The organism is Pseudofrankia asymbiotica (genome assembly GCF_001983105.1).
GTDB lineage: Bacteria > Actinomycetota > Actinomycetes > Frankiales > Frankiaceae > Pseudofrankia > Pseudofrankia asymbiotica.
Genome location: NZ_MOMC01000069.1, coordinates 1 through 17,811, shown reverse-complemented (window position 1 = coordinate 17,811; position 17,811 = coordinate 1). Strand labels below are relative to the sequence as shown.

Annotated in this window: 17 protein-coding genes and 2 pseudogenes; 14 read left to right on the top strand and 5 right to left on the bottom strand. The window is 70.5% G+C overall.

Annotated elements, in window-relative coordinates; translation table 11 throughout:
* Window positions 1–160: 160 nt before the first annotated feature.
* The 6 genes from BL253_RS30120 (at window position 161) to BL253_RS30095 (ending at window position 5,107) form a co-directional block, all read left to right on the top strand.
* Complete coding sequence (locus tag BL253_RS30120; protein WP_076820696.1) at window positions 161–1,429, top strand: ABC transporter substrate-binding protein; 1,269 nt, start codon at window positions 161–163, stop codon at window positions 1,427–1,429.
* Between the two features lie 353 nt (window positions 1,430–1,782).
* Entirely contained in the window at window positions 1,783–2,169 is a 387-nt protein-coding gene (locus BL253_RS30115) for a hypothetical protein (RefSeq protein ID WP_076820695.1), read from the top strand.
* 212 nt (window positions 2,170–2,381) lie between these two features.
* Entirely contained in the window at window positions 2,382–3,308 is a 927-nt protein-coding gene (locus BL253_RS30110) for a TIGR03619 family F420-dependent LLM class oxidoreductase (protein ID WP_076820727.1), read from the top strand.
* Complete coding sequence (locus BL253_RS30105; RefSeq protein WP_076820694.1) at window positions 3,299–3,847, top strand: nuclear transport factor 2 family protein; 549 nt, start codon at window positions 3,299–3,301, stop codon at window positions 3,845–3,847. The genes BL253_RS30110 and BL253_RS30105 overlap by 10 nt, the downstream gene beginning before the upstream one ends.
* Complete coding sequence (locus tag BL253_RS30100) at window positions 3,847–4,344, top strand: SDR family NAD(P)-dependent oxidoreductase (RefSeq protein WP_241835278.1); 498 nt, start codon at window positions 3,847–3,849, stop codon at window positions 4,342–4,344. Before BL253_RS30105 ends, BL253_RS30100 begins: the two co-directional genes overlap by 1 nt.
* Entirely contained in the window at window positions 4,334–5,107 is a 774-nt protein-coding gene (locus BL253_RS30095) for an SDR family NAD(P)-dependent oxidoreductase (protein WP_076820693.1), read from the top strand. The genes BL253_RS30100 and BL253_RS30095 overlap by 11 nt, the downstream gene beginning before the upstream one ends.
* 117 nt (window positions 5,108–5,224) lie before the next feature.
* Here the strand turns inward: BL253_RS30095 and BL253_RS30090 are convergent, their stop codons facing one another.
* Window positions 5,225–5,743 carry a MarR family winged helix-turn-helix transcriptional regulator gene (locus tag BL253_RS30090; RefSeq protein ID WP_076820692.1) on the bottom strand — a complete coding sequence of 173 codons (519 nt, stop codon included), beginning with the start codon at window positions 5,741–5,743 and terminating at the stop codon, window positions 5,225–5,227.
* 417 nt (window positions 5,744–6,160) lie between these two features.
* Between BL253_RS30090 and BL253_RS39715 the strand changes: the two genes are divergently transcribed.
* The 6 genes from BL253_RS39715 (at window position 6,161) to BL253_RS30060 (ending at window position 12,171) form a co-directional block, all read left to right on the top strand.
* A complete protein-coding gene (locus tag BL253_RS39715; RefSeq protein WP_198946456.1) occupies window positions 6,161–6,568 on the top strand; it encodes an RNA polymerase sigma factor in 408 nt (135 codons plus the stop codon).
* 534 nt (window positions 6,569–7,102) lie between these two features.
* Entirely contained in the window at window positions 7,103–8,356 is a 1,254-nt protein-coding gene (locus BL253_RS30080) for a cytochrome P450 (RefSeq protein WP_081438836.1), read from the top strand.
* A 164-nt stretch (window positions 8,357–8,520) separates the two neighbouring features.
* Window positions 8,521–9,282: an SDR family oxidoreductase gene (locus BL253_RS30075; protein WP_076820690.1), complete on the top strand. Its 762-nt coding sequence runs from the start codon at window positions 8,521–8,523 to the stop codon at window positions 9,280–9,282.
* 103 nt (window positions 9,283–9,385) lie between these two features.
* A complete protein-coding gene (locus tag BL253_RS30070) occupies window positions 9,386–9,733 on the top strand; it encodes a DUF4286 family protein (protein WP_076820689.1) in 348 nt (115 codons plus the stop codon).
* 23 nt (window positions 9,734–9,756) lie between these two features.
* On the top strand, window positions 9,757–11,061 hold the full coding sequence (locus BL253_RS30065; RefSeq protein ID WP_076820688.1) for an amidohydrolase family protein: 1,305 nt from the start codon (window positions 9,757–9,759) through the stop codon (window positions 11,059–11,061).
* 174 nt (window positions 11,062–11,235) lie between these two features.
* The gene (locus BL253_RS30060; RefSeq protein WP_076820687.1) at window positions 11,236–12,171 is read left to right on the top strand and encodes an alcohol dehydrogenase catalytic domain-containing protein; all 936 of its coding nucleotides are present in this window, start codon (window positions 11,236–11,238) and stop codon (window positions 12,169–12,171) included.
* Window positions 12,172–12,303: 132 nt separating this feature from the next.
* On the opposite strand, the pseudogene BL253_RS30055 reads toward BL253_RS30060, so the two are convergent.
* From BL253_RS30055 to BL253_RS30045, 3 genes and pseudogenes are all read right to left on the bottom strand, one after another.
* Window positions 12,304–12,960 (bottom strand): annotated as a pseudogene (locus BL253_RS30055) (enoyl-CoA hydratase/isomerase family protein); the annotation flags it as partial.
* Window positions 12,957–14,117 carry an LLM class F420-dependent oxidoreductase gene (locus tag BL253_RS30050; RefSeq protein WP_241835279.1) on the bottom strand — a complete coding sequence of 387 codons (1,161 nt, stop codon included), beginning with the start codon at window positions 14,115–14,117 and terminating at the stop codon, window positions 12,957–12,959. The pseudogene BL253_RS30055 and the gene BL253_RS30050, both read right to left, overlap by 4 nt.
* Before the next feature lie 2 nt (window positions 14,118–14,119).
* Window positions 14,120–15,730 (bottom strand): acyl-CoA carboxylase subunit beta, encoded by a 1,611-nt coding sequence (locus tag BL253_RS30045; protein ID WP_198946455.1) that lies wholly within the window; start codon window positions 15,728–15,730, stop codon window positions 14,120–14,122.
* A gap of 136 nt (window positions 15,731–15,866) precedes the next feature.
* On the opposite strand from BL253_RS30045, the gene BL253_RS30040 reads away from it, so the two are divergent.
* Both BL253_RS30040 and BL253_RS30035 read left to right on the top strand, forming a co-directional pair.
* Window positions 15,867–16,646: an SDR family NAD(P)-dependent oxidoreductase gene (locus BL253_RS30040; RefSeq protein WP_076820686.1), complete on the top strand. Its 780-nt coding sequence runs from the start codon at window positions 15,867–15,869 to the stop codon at window positions 16,644–16,646.
* A 218-nt stretch (window positions 16,647–16,864) separates the two neighbouring features.
* Window positions 16,865–17,146, top strand: coding sequence for a CopG family transcriptional regulator (locus BL253_RS30035; protein ID WP_076820685.1), 282 nt, complete (start codon window positions 16,865–16,867; stop codon window positions 17,144–17,146).
* Between the two features lie 285 nt (window positions 17,147–17,431).
* On the opposite strand, the pseudogene BL253_RS43295 reads toward BL253_RS30035, so the two are convergent.
* Window positions 17,432–17,811, bottom strand: a pseudogene (locus BL253_RS43295) (IS701 family transposase); the annotation flags it as partial.

Below are 17,811 nucleotides of genomic sequence, written 5' to 3'. Positions count from 1 at the left end.
CGCCGCCGCCCGCTCCGCCCGTCCACGCCGCCCACCCGGCAACGCCGACAACACCAACACACCAGCGCACGACGGCGCCGAACGGGTTTCCGGATCCCCCTCCTCCAGACGACAAGACGGAACGCGTCCGCGACCCACCACCGATGCACGGGGAGCAAAAATGATCCGCGGGAGAAAACGAATTCTCGGCGTCGCGGCGGCCGGTGCCACCGCCCTGCTCGTCGCGGCGGCCGGCTGCGGCGGTTCGTCCGGGTCGGACGGAGGTGGCGGCGGCGGGAACGCGAGCGCCCCAGCAGGCAAAAAGACAATAACGGTCGGAATATTAACCGACGTCACCGGCGCGGCCGCCTCTGGCAACAAGACCAGTGTCGACGGTGTCAAGGCCGGGGTGGTGTACGCGGCCCGTAACGGCTACAACATCAAGTACGTCGTGGGCGACACGCAGACGACGCCGGACGGCGCRCTCTCAGCCGCGCAGAAGATGGTCACGCAGGACCACGTGCTCGTCGTCATCGCGCACTCGGCCCTCGCCTTCACGGCCGCGAACTACCTGACCGCCCACAAGGTCCCGGTGGTCGGCATGGCCGAGGACGGCCCCGAGTGGATCACGGCGAAGAACATGTTCTCCGTCGTCGGAGCGCTGCAGCAGACCAAGGTCGCGACGACCATCGGCAAGTTCTTCAAGCAGCAGAGCGTCACCAACGTCGCCTCGATCGGCTACTCGGTCTCCCCGCTGTCCTCGGAGTCCGCCCTCGCCTCAGGGGAGTCGGCCAAGGCCGCGGGTCTCCAGGTCGGTTACCTCAACGCCAAGTTCCCCTTCGGCAGCACCGACGTCGGCCCGACCGTCCTGGCCATGAAGAAGGCCGGCATCGACGGGTTCACCGCGTCCGTCGACCCGAACACCTCCTTCGCCCTGATCACCGGGCTGCGCCAGCAGGGCGTCGCCCTCAAGGTCGCGCTGCTGCCCACCGGCTACGGCGGCGACCTCGAGCAGGCCGGCCCCGGCGCGCTCAACGCCGCCCAGAACGTCTACTTCCAGCTCGGCTACGAGCCCATCGAGCTGCAGACGGCCGCCACCAAGCAGTTCCAGAGTGACCTCAAGGACGCCAAGGTCACCACCGTGCCCACCTACGCCATGTACAACGGGTACGCCGCCGTCGGGCTGCTCGTCCGCGGGCTGAAGGGAGCCGGCGCCAACCCGACCCAGGCGTCGCTCATCACCTCGCTGTCGGGCATCCACGACTGGGACGCCATGGGCCTGTTCGGCGGCCGCAAGCTCGACATCAACGACCGCGAGAACATCGTGGGCGGGGCGGGCAACTGCACCTGGGTCACGAAGCTGGAGGGCGACAAGTTCACGCCCGTCAAGGGCGCCGACCCGATCTGCGGTGACGTGATCCCGGGCGTCACCGTGGCGCCGCAGTCCTGATCCGCGGACGGGCCGGGTAACCGGCGACAGGACACAGTCGGGCTCGGCCGCCGGTGGGCGGCCGAGCCCGATCCGCGCGTTGAGACGCCACCCCGTGACGTTCCGAGGGATGACGAGGACAACGGCGTTCGGCGATGGCCACGACTCTTGGTGTCTATTGCGCCGGCCACCAGCCCTGTCGACGGTATGCGCCGCCAAAATGGAGGTCGCGAGCGCTCGAAAAGCGCTAAACAAAAGAAAGGCAGCGAGACGGCGAGGGGAAGCCGGAAAGCCGGCGGCGATATCCGCGGAAAAACACCGTGGCGCCTTGCTCTGATCTCGGAACTGTTTATCCTGCACAGGTGGGTAATCGCGTGGCGAGCTGGGACGACGACGAGCGCGGCGTGCGCGCCGGGCACCTTGTCGAGGTGGTCGCGTTGCCGCTGGCGCTGCCGCCGGTGTCGCCCGTCCGGGCCGCGCACCCGGCCCAGGCGGCCCAGCCGGCCCGGGCGTTCGCCGGGGCCGTCGACATCTGGCTGCGGGCGGGCGGCTGGCGGCTCGGCGCCCGAGGCGCGGGCTCGGTGGCCCTGCGCGGCGGCGGCGAGGGCGAGCCGGGCTGGCTGAAGGACGCCTGGGAGGACGAGGTGCGCGCGCGGAACTGGCCACCCGGCGCGGTGCGGACCTTGCTGGTCATTACCTACGACGAGACGCGGCTGTACTGGTGGGCTAGCGACGAGGCCCGCGGCCTCGACCTGGGCTGACCGCGAGCCGACCTGACCCGCGACGCCGACCCGCGACGCCGACCCGCGACGGCCGACGCCGACACTGACCGCCGGCAGAGGCCCCGTCTCGAGGTACCCGAGGTCGCGGGTGCTGACCACGAGCGCCCACGGCTCGAGCGGCGTAACGTTTGCAGACAATATACATGATCTTGATGTGAGTCATGACGGCGAGGAGCAAGGAGGCCCGGGTGATGACGACATCGCGTCCTCGGCTCGCGATCGGCCTGCCCGTCGGGGAGTCGATGTTCAGGACGGACGAGCAGCACAAGATCGTCGATCTGTGCCGCGCGGCCGACGACGCCGGCATCGACACCATCGTGCAGAGCGACCACGTGGTCATGGGCGAGCGGACCGACCGGTACCCGTTCGGGACGTTCAACTTCCCGCACGGCTCGCCCTGGCTGGAGCCGCTCACGCTGCTGTCGGTCGTTGCCGGGGCGACGTCGCGGGTGCGGCTGTCGACCGGCGTCCTGATCGCGGGGCTGCGCCGCGCGCCGCTGCTCGCCAAGATGTGCGCCACGCTGGACGCGCTTTCCCGGGGTCGCCTCGAGATCGGCGTCGGTACCGGCTGGCAGCCCGAGGAGTACGAGACCCTCGACCTCGACTTCGACAACAGGGCGCAGATCCTCGACGACACGATCGCCGCCTGCCGGGCGCTGTGGGCACCCGGCGGCGGCGCCGCGGTGGACCTGCCGACGATCGCCTTCGAGAAGATCTGGTGCGACCCGAAACCGGTCCAGCCGAACGGGCCGGCGGTCCTGTTCAGCGGCCCGCTGACCAGGCGCAACCTGCGCCGGATCACCGAGCTGGGCGACGGCTGGATCCCGATCATGGGCGAGTCGACCGAGGGGGTGGCGGCCGGCGTCGAGAAGATCCGCGAGGCCTGGGCGGCCGCCGGCCGGGGCGACGCCGTCCCGCGGGTGCGCCACTCCCTGCCGCTGGCCCGCGGCGAGGGCCGTGGGCTCGACCTCGACCGGACGCTGGCCGCGGCGGCGGCGATGGCCGAGACCGGCGTCACCGAGGTCTCGGTGCCGGCCGCGGCGTTCGTCCGCGACAGTGCCGAGGCGGCCGTCTGGATCGGTGACCTCGGCCGGCGCTGGGAGAAGCTGTGGAGCTGAACGCGACGAAGCCGGACGCGGCGGAACGGGCCCGCCCCGCCGGGCCGCTCGCCGCCGGCCGGTCGGCGGGCGACCCGGCCGACCGGCTCGCGCTGCGCGACCTGGTCGAGAGCTACGCCGCGGCGGCCGACGCCAGGGACGAGGAGCTGTTCGTCTCGCTGTTCGCCGACGACGCGGTGCTCCAGGTGCGCTACGCGGACCTGGACGAGCCCGCGACCACGGTCACCGGCGCCGCCGCGATGGCCGTGATCCCGCGGGCGCTGCGCGCGCGCTACCCGGAGACGTTCCACCTGGTCGGCAATCACCGTTGTCAGGTCGACGGGAACAGCGCGGTCGGCGAGACCTACTGCGAGGCGCATCACCTGCACCTCGACGCGGACGGCGAGCCCGCCGACCTGCGGATGGTGATCCGCTACGCGGACGCCTACGTCCGGGGTGGCGACGGCGTCTGGCGCTTCGCGCGCCGGACCGTGAACGCGCGGTGGCAGCAGGTCGGGCCGGTCACCGCCAGCGCCCTCTCGACGAGGAGGAGCGTGTGATGGCGCCCGGTCGGCTCGACGGACTGCGAGCCCTGGTCGTGGGTGGCGGCAGCGGGATCGGCTACGCGAGCGCACGGCTGCTCGCCCGCGACGGCGCGCTGGTGACCATCGCCGGGCGCACCCAGGACAGGCTCGACGCGGCGGCCGCGCGGCTGAAGGAGGACGAAGGCCTCGTCGCGCGCACGGCGCGCTGCGACACCCTCGCCCCCGCGGACGTCGAGCGGGCCGTCGAGATCGCGGGCGACGGCGAGCGCCTCGACATCGGCGTGACCGTCCCCGGCGGCGGCTCGTTCTCCCCGGTGCTGAACTACGAGGCCGACCAGTTCAGCCGCGAGGTCGACATGAACGTCCGTCCGGTCTTCCTGCTCATCAAGTACGGCGCGGCGGCGATGACCGGCGGCGGCTCGATCGTGGCGAGCTCGTCGACCGCCGCCGTGTTCTCCCTCACCGCCCCTGCCCCTGCCTCGGCCCCGGGAGCTGACCGACATGGACGCTGAGAAGTTGCGGACGCTCTTCGACCTGACCGGGCGGGTCGCGGTGGTCACCGGTGGCACCCGCGGCATCGGCCGCGCGATCGCCGAGGGCTTCGTCGCCGCCGGCGCGGCCGTCGTCGTCGCCAGCCGCAAGGCCGACGCCTGCGCCGAGACCGAGAAGCACCTGAAGGCGATGGGCGGACAGGCCCTCGGCGTTCCCACCCACGTCGGCGAGCTCGCCGCCCTGCGCGCGCTCGTCGAGCGGACCGTCTCGACCTTCGGCCGGATCGACATCGTCGTCAACGACGCCGCCACCGGCCTCGCCCAGCCGCTCGGCGCGATGACCCCCGAGGCCTGGGGCAAGTCGTTCGACGTGAACCTGCGCGGCCCGGTGTTCCTCGTCCAGGAGGCGCTGCCCTACCTTGCCGCGAGCCCGTCCGCCTCGGTCGTGAACGTCGTCTCTGCCGGCGCCTTCCTGCACTCCCCCGCGGTCTCGATGTACGCCGCGGCCAAGGCCGCGCTCGTCGCGTTCACCCGCTCGATGGCCGCCGAGTACGCCGGCCGCGGCATCCGCGTCAACGCTCTGTCTCCCGGCGCCGTCGACACGGACATGGTCCGTGCGACCGATCCGGACTCCCAGGAGCGGATGGCCAAGGCCAGCCACCAGGCCCGTCTCGCCGACCCCGACGAGATGGTCGGCCCGGCTCTCCTCCTGGCATCGGACGCGGGCAGCTTCCTTACCGGCCAGGTGCTCCACGTCGACGGCGGCCTCGTCGTCGCCCGCTGATCAGTCGCCCGCTGATCAGCGGGCCAGGCTGATCAGTGAGTCGGGCTGATCAGTGAGTCGGGCTGATCAGTGAGTCGGGCTGATCAGTGAGTCGGGCTGATCAGTGAGTCGGGCTGATCAGTGAGTCGGGTGGAGCTCCGGACGGGCCTGGCGCGGCCAGGGGCGGCCCTGGCCGCGCTCCATGGCGAGGTTGAAGCGGGCGAGCAGATGGGCCAGGGTCGCGAGGTCGGCCGGGTCCCAGTCATCGACCATCCTGGCGATGCCGCTCACCGCCCAGGCACGGTCGGCGTGCAGCCTGGCGAGGCCGTGGTCCGTGACGCGCAGCTTGCGGGCGAGCCCCCCCTCCGGGTCCGGGATGCGCTCGACCAGGCCGGAGCGCAGCATCGCGGCGGTCTGCCGGTTGATCGTCGAGGTGTCCAGGCCGAAGGCCTCGGAGAGCTGGCCGATGGACATCGGACCCTCGGCCTCGATCCGGCTGAGCAGGAGGTAGGCGCTGCGTTCGAGGCGTTGCTCGGACTTCGCCAGCTCCGCCCGGGCGGTGGCGGTCATGACCATGTACCGGCTGATTAACATCAGCTCACGCTCGATGTCGGCGACTTCGGCCAGGCCGGCGTCGACCGTCGCCTCGGGATCCATCGTGACTCCTCCCCTAACGTCCGCGCCGGAACGAGCCGGCTCCTCTGTGCGCGATACACATCATATGCATGGTACATAGACAGCGTACGCGCCCTCAGACGGAACGCTCTCGCCCCCGTCCGGGAACCCTCTCGTCCACCTCTGGAACGTTCTCGCCCACGCCGCCGATCCGACTGGCGCGACGGCGCTCCTCCCCCTCGGCACCGGACCGTAGAAAACCTGCCGACGCGAGCAGCGGATGGCCGGGTCGCGCGTCATCTAGACGTGCCACCAACCACCCCCCGTCTCCGGGCCGAGGCCGAGGCCGTCGCGACACCCCCCGGGCCCGCGTCGGCCACGGCGGACGAGGCCGATCCGGACGATCCGCCGGACCAGGCCGATGCGGCCGAGCCCGCCGGGCACCGAGATCCTGGCCCCGTGACCGCCGGGCCCCCGGGGGACGCCGCCGAGCCCGGTTCCCGGGACGCGGTCGGTCAGCTGTTCGCCGAACACCGGCTCGGGCTGTTGCGGCTCGCGGTGCTGCTGCTCGGTGACCAGCGGGCGGCGGAGGACGTCGTCCAGGACGCGTTCATCGGGCTGCTGCGGCAATGGCCGCGGCTGCGCGACCGGGACCGGGCGTTGGCGTACCTGCGCGCGAGCGTCGTCACCGCGGCACCTGATTGCCACCTCTCGCCTGGTCGTCCTCGAGCACGTCAGGCAGAACCAGTCCCAGCCGAGGACCCGTCCCGCTCGAACCGCGGACTGTCCGCGCCGAAGTCGCCCGTCGCTCGTCCACCTTGGTCTGTCCTGGCCTCCGGCTCTACCCGACCCGACCAGGTCAACTGATTAGCGGATTGATCTCCCCGTTGGGCGTGACCAGGCGCAGCACAGATCCGACAGCCTCGGTGTCGGCCCGCGGCGACCCGGACAGCGCGACGAGGCGAGCCGGACCTAGCCGGCGGAAAGGACCGGCCATGGTCATCGGGGGCGGACCTCTGGCGACATCGCCAGCTCACGGGCGCACTACGTCGGCCAGCGGTCGCGAACGGACCAGTCCGCCTCGACGCGTCACCAGCGCGGCGGGGTGCGGGCGCGGACGCCATCGGTCCAGGCCAGGTCGGTCAGACCGGCCGGTCGCCTCGTCCGGTGGCGGCGACGCAGGAGCGGACGTAGACAGCTGACCGGGTCAACTATATTGTTCCTTGCTGGGTCCCACGTGGTCTAGATCACGAAGTGGAGTCGCTCAGCCCGCGGGGCATGACGCCGGCTCGCTCCCGGCAGCGGAAGCGACGTCGGCACAGGCCACTGGCCGACGTTGGCAACCCAGCCGCGACGGTGGAGGTTGCCGTGACAACGGCCTGGCGAAGCAAGGAGCGGAGAATGGTCGAGGAGTTAGCAGGGCACGGGGGCGTCGACGCGGGACAGACCGTGGGCGGCCCCCGCATCGGCGTCGCGCAGCTGATGACCATCGACGTGGCGCGCGACCCGCGGCCGGTCTTCAGGGCGTTGAGGGACAGCGGGCGAGTCCAGCGAATGGACGGCCTGTCAGGTCCCGCGGTCGTCGCCACGGGCCGGGCCGCCATCGACGAGATCTTCAAGTACCCGGACGTCTACTCCTCGGCGGCGCATGCCGGAACGCTCGGCAACCTGCGCCCACTCATCCCGATCGAGTACGACCCGCCGGAGCAGCGCAAGTACCGCAAGCTCATCAACCCGGTCTTCTCGCCAGCGGCGGTCGAGCGGTGGAAGGAGCCGGTGACCCGGCTCGTCCACGAGCTCATCGACGGCTTCATCGGCGCGGGCGAGATCGACTTCGCCAAGCAGTTCTCGACGCCACTGCCTTCCCAGATCTTCCTCACCCTGCTGGGCCTGCCGCTCGAGGACCTGCCCACGTTCCTGCGCCTCAAGGACGGCATCGTCCGTCCATCCCTGCTCCTTGGCCTGCCGCCGAACCACCCGGACGTCAAGGCCCACCAGCGCGCGACCGCGCAGGAGATCTACGCCTACTACGACAAGGTGCTGGACGAGCGCGAGGCCGAGCGCAGGGACGACCTGCTCAGCCATCTGCTGGACGTCGAGGTCGACGGCGAGAAGCTGACCCGCCACGAGCTGCTCGACATCTGCTTCCTGTTCCTGACCGCGGGCCTGGACACCGTCTCCGCCTCGCTGGAGACGTTCATGGCCTATCTCGCCGAGCACCCCGAGCGCCGCGCCGAGGTCGTCGCCAGCCCGGACAACATCGACAACGTGATCGAGGAGCTGCTGCGCTACGAGTCGCCGGTAATGCTGGTCTCGCGGTTCGCGACCACGGACACCGAGCTCGCCGGTTGTCCGGTCCACAAGGGCGAACAGGTCTACGTCTTCATCGGCGCGGCGAACCTCGACGAGGAGGAGCTCCCCGACGCCGACCAGGTCCGATTCGACCGGCCGGTCAACCGCCACATCGCGTTCGGCGGCGGGGTGCACCGCTGCCTCGGCTCGCACCTGGCCCGCCTCGAGCTGCGCATCATCCTGCGCGAGTGGCACGCACGGATTCCGCACTACCGCATCAAGCCGGGGACCAGGCTGAGCCTCAGCCCCGGTGTCCGGTCCCTGAACTCGTTCCCGATGGTGCTGGGTGAGGGCGCGGAGTGAAGACGCCAACGTACCTGTTCACCTCGGGCAGCGCCCTGTCCTGATTGCCCTGGGCCCCGGTCCGACTGGCGCCGAATAGCGCCCGCGGCGGCCGGGAATGCTGCGGTCATTCATGCTCCTACCGTCGTCCGTTATTTCGTTCTCGGCTCGCGAGGAGAAAATTCATGTCCGGCGGGTTGGCGCTGGAGGGAAAAGTCGCGATCGTCACCGGCGCGGGTGGTGGAATCGGCAGGACCTACGCGAGGGGCCTGGCGGAGGCCGGCGCCGCGGTCGTCCTTGCCGATATCGACCTGGAGCACGCCGAGGAGGCGGCGAAGGAGCTCGCCGAGGCCGGCCACCGCGTGCTCGCGGTGTGTACCGACGTCTCCGACGAGGCGAGCGCGAACGCCATGGCAGCTGCCGCCAGGGACGCGTTCGGCTCCGTCGACATCCTCGTGAACAATGCGGCGCTCATGGCCGAGATCGTCGGTCAGGGCACCCTCATCACGATGTCGCTGGACATGTGGAGCCGCACGCTGGCGGTGAACCTCACCGGCACGCTGCTGTGCGCCCGCGCGGTCGTGCCCCATATGAAGGAACGCGGCTACGGGAAGATCGTCAACCAGTCGTCCGGCGGTGCCTTCATGGCGGCGAACGCCTACGGCATCACCAAGCTCGGCGTCGTCAGCATGACGCTCTCGCTCGCCCGCGAGCTCGCGCCGTTCGGCATCCGGGTAAACGCCATCGCGCCGGGCTATGTGAACACCGAGGCAGGCGCCGTCGCGGCGCCGCCGGCGCTGCGCGCGATGGTCGAGAAGTCCATCCCGTTCCCGTTCGGCGACCCCGAGGACCTGGTACCAGGACTGCTCTACCTGGTCGGCCCTGGCAGCGACTGGGTCACCGGCCACACTCTGAACATCGACGGTGGCTGGATCCAACGCACCTGACGCGRCCACGGCTGGACATCCTGATCGGTGTCGGGCGACCGTCAGCGACGATCGGCAGGCAACCCGACGGCCGGACCCACAGCTACCAAGAAACGAGAGGAACATGGTGAACGAAGAGCTCCCACACTGGATCCTGCACGTCGAGTCCAGCCCGGTCAGCCGCGACCTGGAAACCCTGGCCGAGTTCAACCGCTGGTACGACGAAGTGCACATCCCGGAGATGGTGGCCTTCGAGGGTTATCTTTCAGGTCGCCGGCTCGAGCCGGTCGACGACGACGGCCCGTACATCGCGCAGTACCTGATCGAAGGCGACCCGGAAGAGGTCCTCGGTCGAGTAAAGGCCGCGTCCGCCTCCGGCGAGCTGAAGATGTCCGAGACCCTGCGGATGAGCCCGACCCCCAAGATGCGGCTCATGCGGGTCTCTTTTGAGTACACCAAGCCGGCCGCGTAGAGCCCGGGAGCGGAGGGACCGTCATGCAGCGTGACGACATGATCCTTGTAAGTGTCGACGACCACGTCATCGAGCCACCCGACATGTTCGTGGGCCGGCTACCGACGAAGTACGTTGACGACGCACCCCGGCTGGTGCATCGCGAGGACGGCACCGACGTCTGGAAGTTCCGGGACACCGTCATCCCGAACTCCGCGCTGAACGCGATCGCGGGCCGCCCCAAGGAGGAGTACGGCCTCGAGCCGCAGGGCCTCGACGAGATCCGGCCGGGATGCTACGACATCCACGAGCGGATCAAGGACATGAACGCCGGCGGGCTGCTGGCACAGATGAACTTCCCCTCGTTCCCCGGCTTCGCCGGCCGGCTGTTCGTCACCGACGACGTCGACTTCTCGCTGGCGCTGGTCCGCGCCTACAACGACTGGCACGTCGAGGACTGGTGCGCCACCTACCCGGGCCGGTTCATCCCGATGACGATCCCGGTCATCTGGGACGCGCAGCTCTGCGCCGCCGAGGTGCGCCGCAACGCCGCGCGCGGCGTCCACTCGCTGACGTTCAGCGAGAACCCGGCGGTCATGGGGATGCCGAGCTTCCACGACGAGTTCTGGAACCCGCTGTGGGCGGCGCTCGTCGAGACGGACACCGTGCTGTCGATCCACATCGGCTCGTCCGGGCGGATCGCGGTGCCGGCGGTGGACTCACCACCCGACGTAATGATCACGCTGCAGCCGATGAACATCGTCTCGGCAGCGGCCGACCTGCTCTGGTCCCGGGTGCTCAAGGACTTCCCGGACCTGCGGATCGCCCTGTCCGAGGGTGGCATCGGCTGGGTCCCGTACTTCCTGGAGCGCGCGGACAGGACGTTCGACGTGCACGCGACCTGGACGATGCAGGACTTCGGCGGCAAGAAGCCCTCCGAGATCTTCCGGGAGCACTTCCTGACGTGCTTCATCACCGACTCRCTCGGCGTCGGGCTACGCCACGAGATCGGGATCGACAACATCACCTGGGAGTGCGACTACCCGCACAGCGACTCGGCCTGGCCACAGGCACCCGAAGGACTGTGGGCGGACTTCCAGAAGTGGAACGTACCGGACGACGACATCAACAAGATCACATACCAGAACGCGATGAAGTGGTACTCGTTCGACCCCTTCACGCACATCAAGAAGGAGGACGCGACAGTCGGCGCGCTGCGCAGGGCGGCCGAGGGCCACGACATCAGCGTCAGACCGCGCAGCCACCAGATCATCCAGCCACAGGAGAAGCTCGAGCAGTTCCGCATGCGCGCCCGCGCGGCCGTCGCCGGCACGACGACCAGCCGGTAGGACGACCTGGTCCCTACTCGAGGTCCTCGGCAACACCCCGGCCGCGAATTGGTGCCGCCGAAAGCAAAAAGGCGGTGCCCGCCCTGCCGCCATCGACAAACGGMATTCGCCGCTGTGGGTGCCGCGGAGGGCGAAGATCCGCGAAGACGCACGGCGAGAGGAGATGGAGCCCCTGTGAAGGGATGGCAACTCGTCGAGTTCGGTAAGCCACCGCGGCTGGTCGAGAAGGACGATCCCGAGCCCGGCCCAGGGGAGGTCGTCCTCGATGTCAGGGGATCAGGCCTGTGCCACTCCGACATCATGGAGATCGACAGTCACGGCGCCGACTGGCTGCTCGGGACGATCATGGGCCATGAGCTGGCCGGCGTCGTCTCCGCGGTGGGGCCCGACGTCACCCAGTGGAAGATCGGCGACCGGGCCGCCGTCTGCCCGTCGAACACCATGCGCTGCCCGGGCTTCCACTACGACGGGGGCTTCGCCACGAAGCACCTGTCGCCGGCGGACGACCTCGTCCTGGTCCCGGACGCGGTCGGCTGGGCCCTCGGCGCCATGATGACCGACGCCGGCATGACGTCGTACCACGCGCTCGTGCGCCGTGGCGGGGCGACCGCCGGCATGAAGGTCGGCCTGATCGGCCTCGGTGGCCTCGGCCAGATCGCCGCCCGGGTCGCCGTCCTGAAGGGCATCGACGTGCACGTCGCCGAGCCGAAGAAGGACGTCTGGCCACTCGCCGAACGCCTCGGCGTCAGGCACGTCGTCGACGACGTCGCCCGGTGGGAGAACCAGAACTTCGACCTCGTCGTCGACTACGCCGGCTTCGGCACGACGACAGCCGGCGCGCTACGGGCGGTCGGCTTCGACGGAGCCGTGGTCCAGGTCGGCCTCGGCATCAGCGAAGCGATGATCCCGCTCGCGGACATGGTCGGCCGCAAGTCCAGGCTGCTCGCCTCCCGCGGCGGCACCAAGGAGGACATCGCCGAGCTCTACACGTTCGCCGCCGCCGGCGACCTCGACCCCACCGTCACCGAGATCACTTTCGACGACATCCCCCGGGGTCTCGCGGACCTGGCCGCCAACAAGGTCACCGGCCGCCTCGTCGCCCTCATCTGAGCTCACGGCGGCCTTCACCGCCGCCAGGGCGTCGCGGCGGAAACGGGTGGCGGCCTCGGTGTGGGCGGCCAGGGCGGTGAGCTCGGTGCCGGCACGGATGGCGGCGCGGGCGCCCCACACGTCGAAGGCCCGGTGGACGGAGCGCTTGTTGATCTGGGTCAGCTCGCTGGGGATGCGGGCGACGCGGGCCGCGATCGCGAGCACCTCCTGGGCCAGCCGGTCGGCCGGATAGGCACGGTTGGCGAAGCCGATGCGGGCGGCCTCGACCCCATCGACGGCGTCGCCGGTGAGCATCAGCTCCATCGCGCGGCGCAGGCCGAGCAGCACCGTGTGGTACTGCCAGTCCGGCGGGCTCGCCACCCGCACCACCGGGTAGCTGATCCGCGCGTCCTCGGCCACGTAGACCAGATCGCAGGCGGAGGCGAGCTCGGTCGCGCCGGCGATCGCGTAGCCGTGGATCTGGGCGATCACCGGCTTGGCCAGGTCCCAGAGGCTGAACCAGGTCTCACCCGCCTGCCGGGCCCACTGGCCGTCGCCCGGCGCCGAGTAGAACGGCGGGTCGGCCATCAGCGGGGAAGCAAGGTCGTAGCCGGCGGAGAAACACGGGCCCGCGCCCCGGATGATGCTGACCCGCACATCCGGGTCGACGTCGTGCGCCCGCAGCGCGTCGAGCAGCTCGGTGCGCAAGGGGGTCGAGATGGCGTTGCGTTTCTCCGGCCTGTTCAGCGTGATCCGGCGGACGCCGTCGGCCGGGGCGTCGACCAGCAGGAACTCGTAGTCGGCGGTCACCGGGCTTCAACCGCCGGTGATCCTGGAGACAGCGGCCTCCGCTCGCGCGAAGGAAGATTGTTTTCGCACGCCCTCTGGCCCTCCAGGTCGCTCGCCAGGTCATTCGCCGGGTCGTCGCTCGGCAGGTCGTCGCTCGGCAGGTCTCTCGTGCCGGCGAGGTCGGCCATCAGCTCCAGCGCCTCGGGCTGATGGGCGTCGATGATGACGCCTGTGCTGCCGGGCGCGGCGAAGCCGGCCTCCCAGCGCGCCCGGATCCGGGCCGGCGAGCCGAGCAGGGCGGTCTGCTCCAGGTACTCGTCCGGAACGGCCGCCATCGCTTCGTCCTTGCGCCCGGCACGCCAGAGCTCGCCGATGCGGTCGGCGGCCGCGGCGAAGCCGCGCCGGGCCATCGCGTCGCGGTGGTAGTTGTGCGTCGCGCTGCCCATCCCACCGACGTACATGGCGGTCAGCGGGCGCATCGCGTCGAGCGCGCCGCGCACGTCGTCGGTGATCCGCACGGACGCGCCGGTGAACACGTCGAACCCGCCGCGCGCGGCCCGTTCCTGGACCACCGGAGGCACGCCGTCCGGGCCGAGCCCCATCGGCAGCCAGCCGTCGCACAGCTGCGCGGCGAGCACGGTGTTACGCGGGCCGCCGGCGCCGAGCCAGATCGGGATCGGCGCCACCGGATGCATGATCGACTTCAGCGGCTTGCCCTGGCCGAGCGCGCCGGGGCCGGCATAGGGCAGCTGGATCTCCTCGCCGTCGTGACGGAGCGGCTCCTCGCGGGCCAGCACCTTGCGCACGATCGTCACGTAGTCGCGCAGCCGGGCGTTCGGCCGTCCCCAGGGCTGGCCGTACCAGCCCTCGACGATCTGCGGCCCGGAAAGCCCGATCCCAAGGATCAGCCGGTCGCCGCCGGCCAGAGCGTCGATCGTCATCGCCTGCATCGCGAGCGTGGCCGGCGGGCGGGCGGCGAGCTGGACGACGGCCGTCCCCAGCCGGATCCGCTTGGTCTGGGCCGCGAGAAAGGCCAGCGGCGTGAGTGCGTCGCTTCCGTACGCCTCGGCGGTCCAGACGGAGTGATAGCCGAGGCGCTCCGCGTGCCGGACCTCATCGACGGGCACCGCGAGCCGGGCGGCCCGGTAGAGGCTGAGGCGCAGCCCGAGCTTGAGCACGGTCAAGGCAGGATCCCTCCCGGCTGGGGCGGGCGGTCGACGCCCGCCCACTCGCGGCCCTCGCTCAGCGCGAGGCCGGCGAGCAGCGCGTTACGCAGCTCGCGCGGGTCGATGACGTCGTCATAGGACAGCCTGGCGCCTCCGGTGATGGATGCCTTTGCCTGTGCGGCCGCGACCCGGGCTCGCTCCTCGGGGTCCTCGATCTTGCTCGCCGTCGAGGAGGCGGGCAGTGCGCCCAGCGTGATGGACGGGAAGGCGAGCGTGAGCGTCTGGCCGTCGAACGGGTTCATCGCCATGACCGACGAGCCGAAGCCGAACGCCTTGCGCAGTGTCACGTGCAGCTTCGGCACTGTGAGGCGGTGCTGCACGGCGTACATCCGGGCCGCGTGGCGCAGGATTCCGGCCCGTTCGGCCGCGCTGCCGGCGAGAACGCCGGGATTGTCGGCGAGGAACACGCAGGGCAGGCCGAAGACGCCGGCCACCTGCAGGAAGTGCGCCACCTTGTCGGCCGCGCCGCTGTCGATCGCGCCGGCGAGCACGCTCGGGTCGTTCGCGACGATCGCCACGGCGTGGCCGCCCAGGTGGGCGAGGGTGGTGACGACGGACCGGCCGAAGTCGGGCTGCACCTCCAACAGCTCGCCCTCATCGACGATCGCTTCGAGCACCGGTCTGATCGCGTACGGGCGCCGTGGATCGGGCGGAATCAGCTCCAGCAGCTCGTCGACGCGGCGAGGCCCGATGTCGGGGCCGTCCACGCGGCGCGGCGGCGGGCCAGCGGCGTTGAGCGGGAAGTACGACAGATAGCCGCGGGCCAGTGCGATGGCCGCGCGGTCGTCCGCGACGACGTTGTGGACGACGCCGCTGGTGGCGGCGGCTATGTCAGGGCCGCCAAGGTCCTCCTTGGTGATCTCCTCACCGGTGGCCGAGCGGACGAGCGGCGGACCGGCGGAGAAGATCGACGCGGTCGCCGTCATGACGACGAAGTCACACAGTGGCGCGGTGAGCGCGCCGTGGCCGGCCGAGGCGCCCAGCACGAGACACACCATCGGCACCAGGCCGGAAAGCTCGACCAGCCCGCCCAGGTCGCCGGGCCGGCGGCCGGTCGCGCCCTCGGTCACCCGGTGGCCGGCGCCCTCCAGCATCATCACCAGCGGCACCCGTTCCTGGCGGGCGAGCTGGGTCAGCCGGTAACGCTTGTCGGCCGCACCGGTGCCGATCGAGCCGCCCAGCACGGTGACGTCCTCGGCGCCCGCGAGCGCGGGACGTCCGTCGATCCGCCCGGCGCCGGCGACGAACGCGTCGGCGGGGACCGGCGGGTCCTCGGTTCCCCCGACGAGCGCGCCAACCTCGTAGAACGTGCCCGGGTCGAACAGCGCGGCGAGCCGTTGCCGGGCGTTCAGCCGGCCGCGCTGGGCCTGCCGGACGAGCCGGGCCTCGCCGCCCATCCCGAGCGCCACCGCCTTGCGCCGCTCGATCTCGGCGAGCGCCGGGCCCCAGCCGCACAGGTCAGGTACGGGGTCGGGCGCGGCGCCGGGGCCGGGGCCGGGGCCGGGCGCGGGATCGAGCGTCGAGTCGTCTTGGTGGTCCTTCGGCGCTTCGTCGGGTGCGCGCACCGGACCCACAGTAGGAACCAGGTTTCTCTCCCGCAAGGGGCAACTCAGACGTGCCGGGCCGGATCGGTTTCCTTCCAGGCCATCATCACTAGAATTTAGTTCCAGCAACCTGGTCGCGACGGGAGCGAGGAACGGCGTGGACATCAGTGGCGCGGTAGCGATGGTCACCGGCGGCGCGTCCGGGTTGGGGGCCGCGACCGCTCGGCTGCTCACGGCGCGCGGGGCGCGCGTCGTGGTCGCCGACCGGGATGACGCCAAGGGCGAGGCCGTCGCCAAGGAGGTCGGCGGCGTGTTCGCGCACGTGGACGTCACCTCCACCGCGGACATCGTCGCCGCGACCGAGCTGGCCAGGACGCTCGGCCCGGTGCGCGCCCTGGTGAACTGCGCGGGCATCGGCTGGGCGGCGCGAACCATCGGCAAGGACGGCAGCTACGACTCCGCGCACAGCCTCGACGCGTTCCGCAAGGTCATCGAGGTCAACACGATCGGCACGTTCGACTGCATCCGGATCGTCGCGACGGCGATGTCGGCCACCGAGCCGCTGTCCGCCGACGGGGAGCGCGGCGCGATCGTCAACACCGCGTCGCTCGCCGCCTTCGACGGCCAGATCGGCCAGGCGGCCTACTCCGCGTCTAAGGGCGGCGTCGTCGGCATGACGCTGCCCGTCGCCCGCGACCTCTCCGTCATCGGGGTCCGGGTCAACTGCGTCGCCCCCGGGCTCATCGACACCCCGATCTACGGCGAAGGCCCGGGATCCGAGGCTTTCAAGGACAAGCTGAAGCGCGACGTCCTGTTCCCGCACCGCCTCGGCACCACGGACGAGTTCGCCTCCCTCGCCGTCGAGCTGCTCACCAACAGCTACCTGAACGCCGAGGTCATCCGCGTCGACGCCGGCGCCCGCCTCCAGCCCAGGTAGACCACAGCCCGGCCGCAGGCAGGCGACGCGTAGCGAGCCAACTCGCCGTGTTGCCCGAATTGACCTTTTCGACTCGCACGCCTACTGTCTTACCCGACAGTGTCTTAGTCGTCAGTCGGGAGGCTTACATGACCCAGGCCCTGATGCGGACCTCAGCCGAGGTCCGCCACCAAGCACGGCGCTCGCCATCCCCGCGCCAGGAACCTATGGTCACGGGAATGGGGAACAAGAAGATCACGATCAGCGTCCCCGAGGACCTACTGGAAGCGATTCGGACCTCAGCCGGTGCACGCGGCCTCTCCGCCTACGTCACCGAAGCACTACGCCGCCAGCAGGAGCTCGATCGGACGCGCGAGCTACTGGAGTGGCTGGAGGACGAATACGGCCCGATCACCGATGAGGAGCACGCCGCCGCCGAACGGGAACTGGCTGATCTCCGCGCGGAGCATGCGCGGCGCCGTGCTCAGCGCCGCGACGCACGGCCCAACCCGGCGGAATGAGCAAGCCCAAGGCCCACTCCGCCGAGCCGTCGGAGGTGTTCGTCTTCGACTCCGAGGCGCTCTCGCTTGCTGTACGCGGAGACCGGGCGATGATGATGCACCTGCAACAGGTATCAAGTGGCGAGATAAAGATTGTCACCTCACCTATGACGCTTATCGAGGCGTTCGATGAGCGCGTCATCGAGAAACGCTGGGACTGGACTCTGTCCCGCGTCGAGGTGCCGGGGCTGGACAAGGATCAAGCTCGGGAGGCTAGTACGGCAGCAACAGTGATCGCCGGTGGTCTCAGGCCGGCGCGGCGGCCGGCTGCGCGGCGCGGATGCGCCGCCGGTAGTGGTAGTAGCGCGCCATCGCCTGGTGGCGGCGGCGCCAGGTCGACCACCACAGAACGACAGCCGGTGGCATCGCGACCTCGCGGAGCAGCCCGAAGATGTGACGGATCTCGTTGAGCGTGAACGGAATCATCGTGTTCCTGTCCGGTCTGACTGGTTCGCTGATCGGAATTCCGTGGGGGAGACGCTCGTATCCCACCGCCGACCTCCCGCCGCCGATGGCTGGCGGATGTTTCTCACGGCTCTGCGCCGCGCTCACGGCGAGCCACGCCTGCGCGAGCATCGCAAGAGTGATGTGCCGGTACCAGGCACGGTAGAGGCGGACCTGATAAT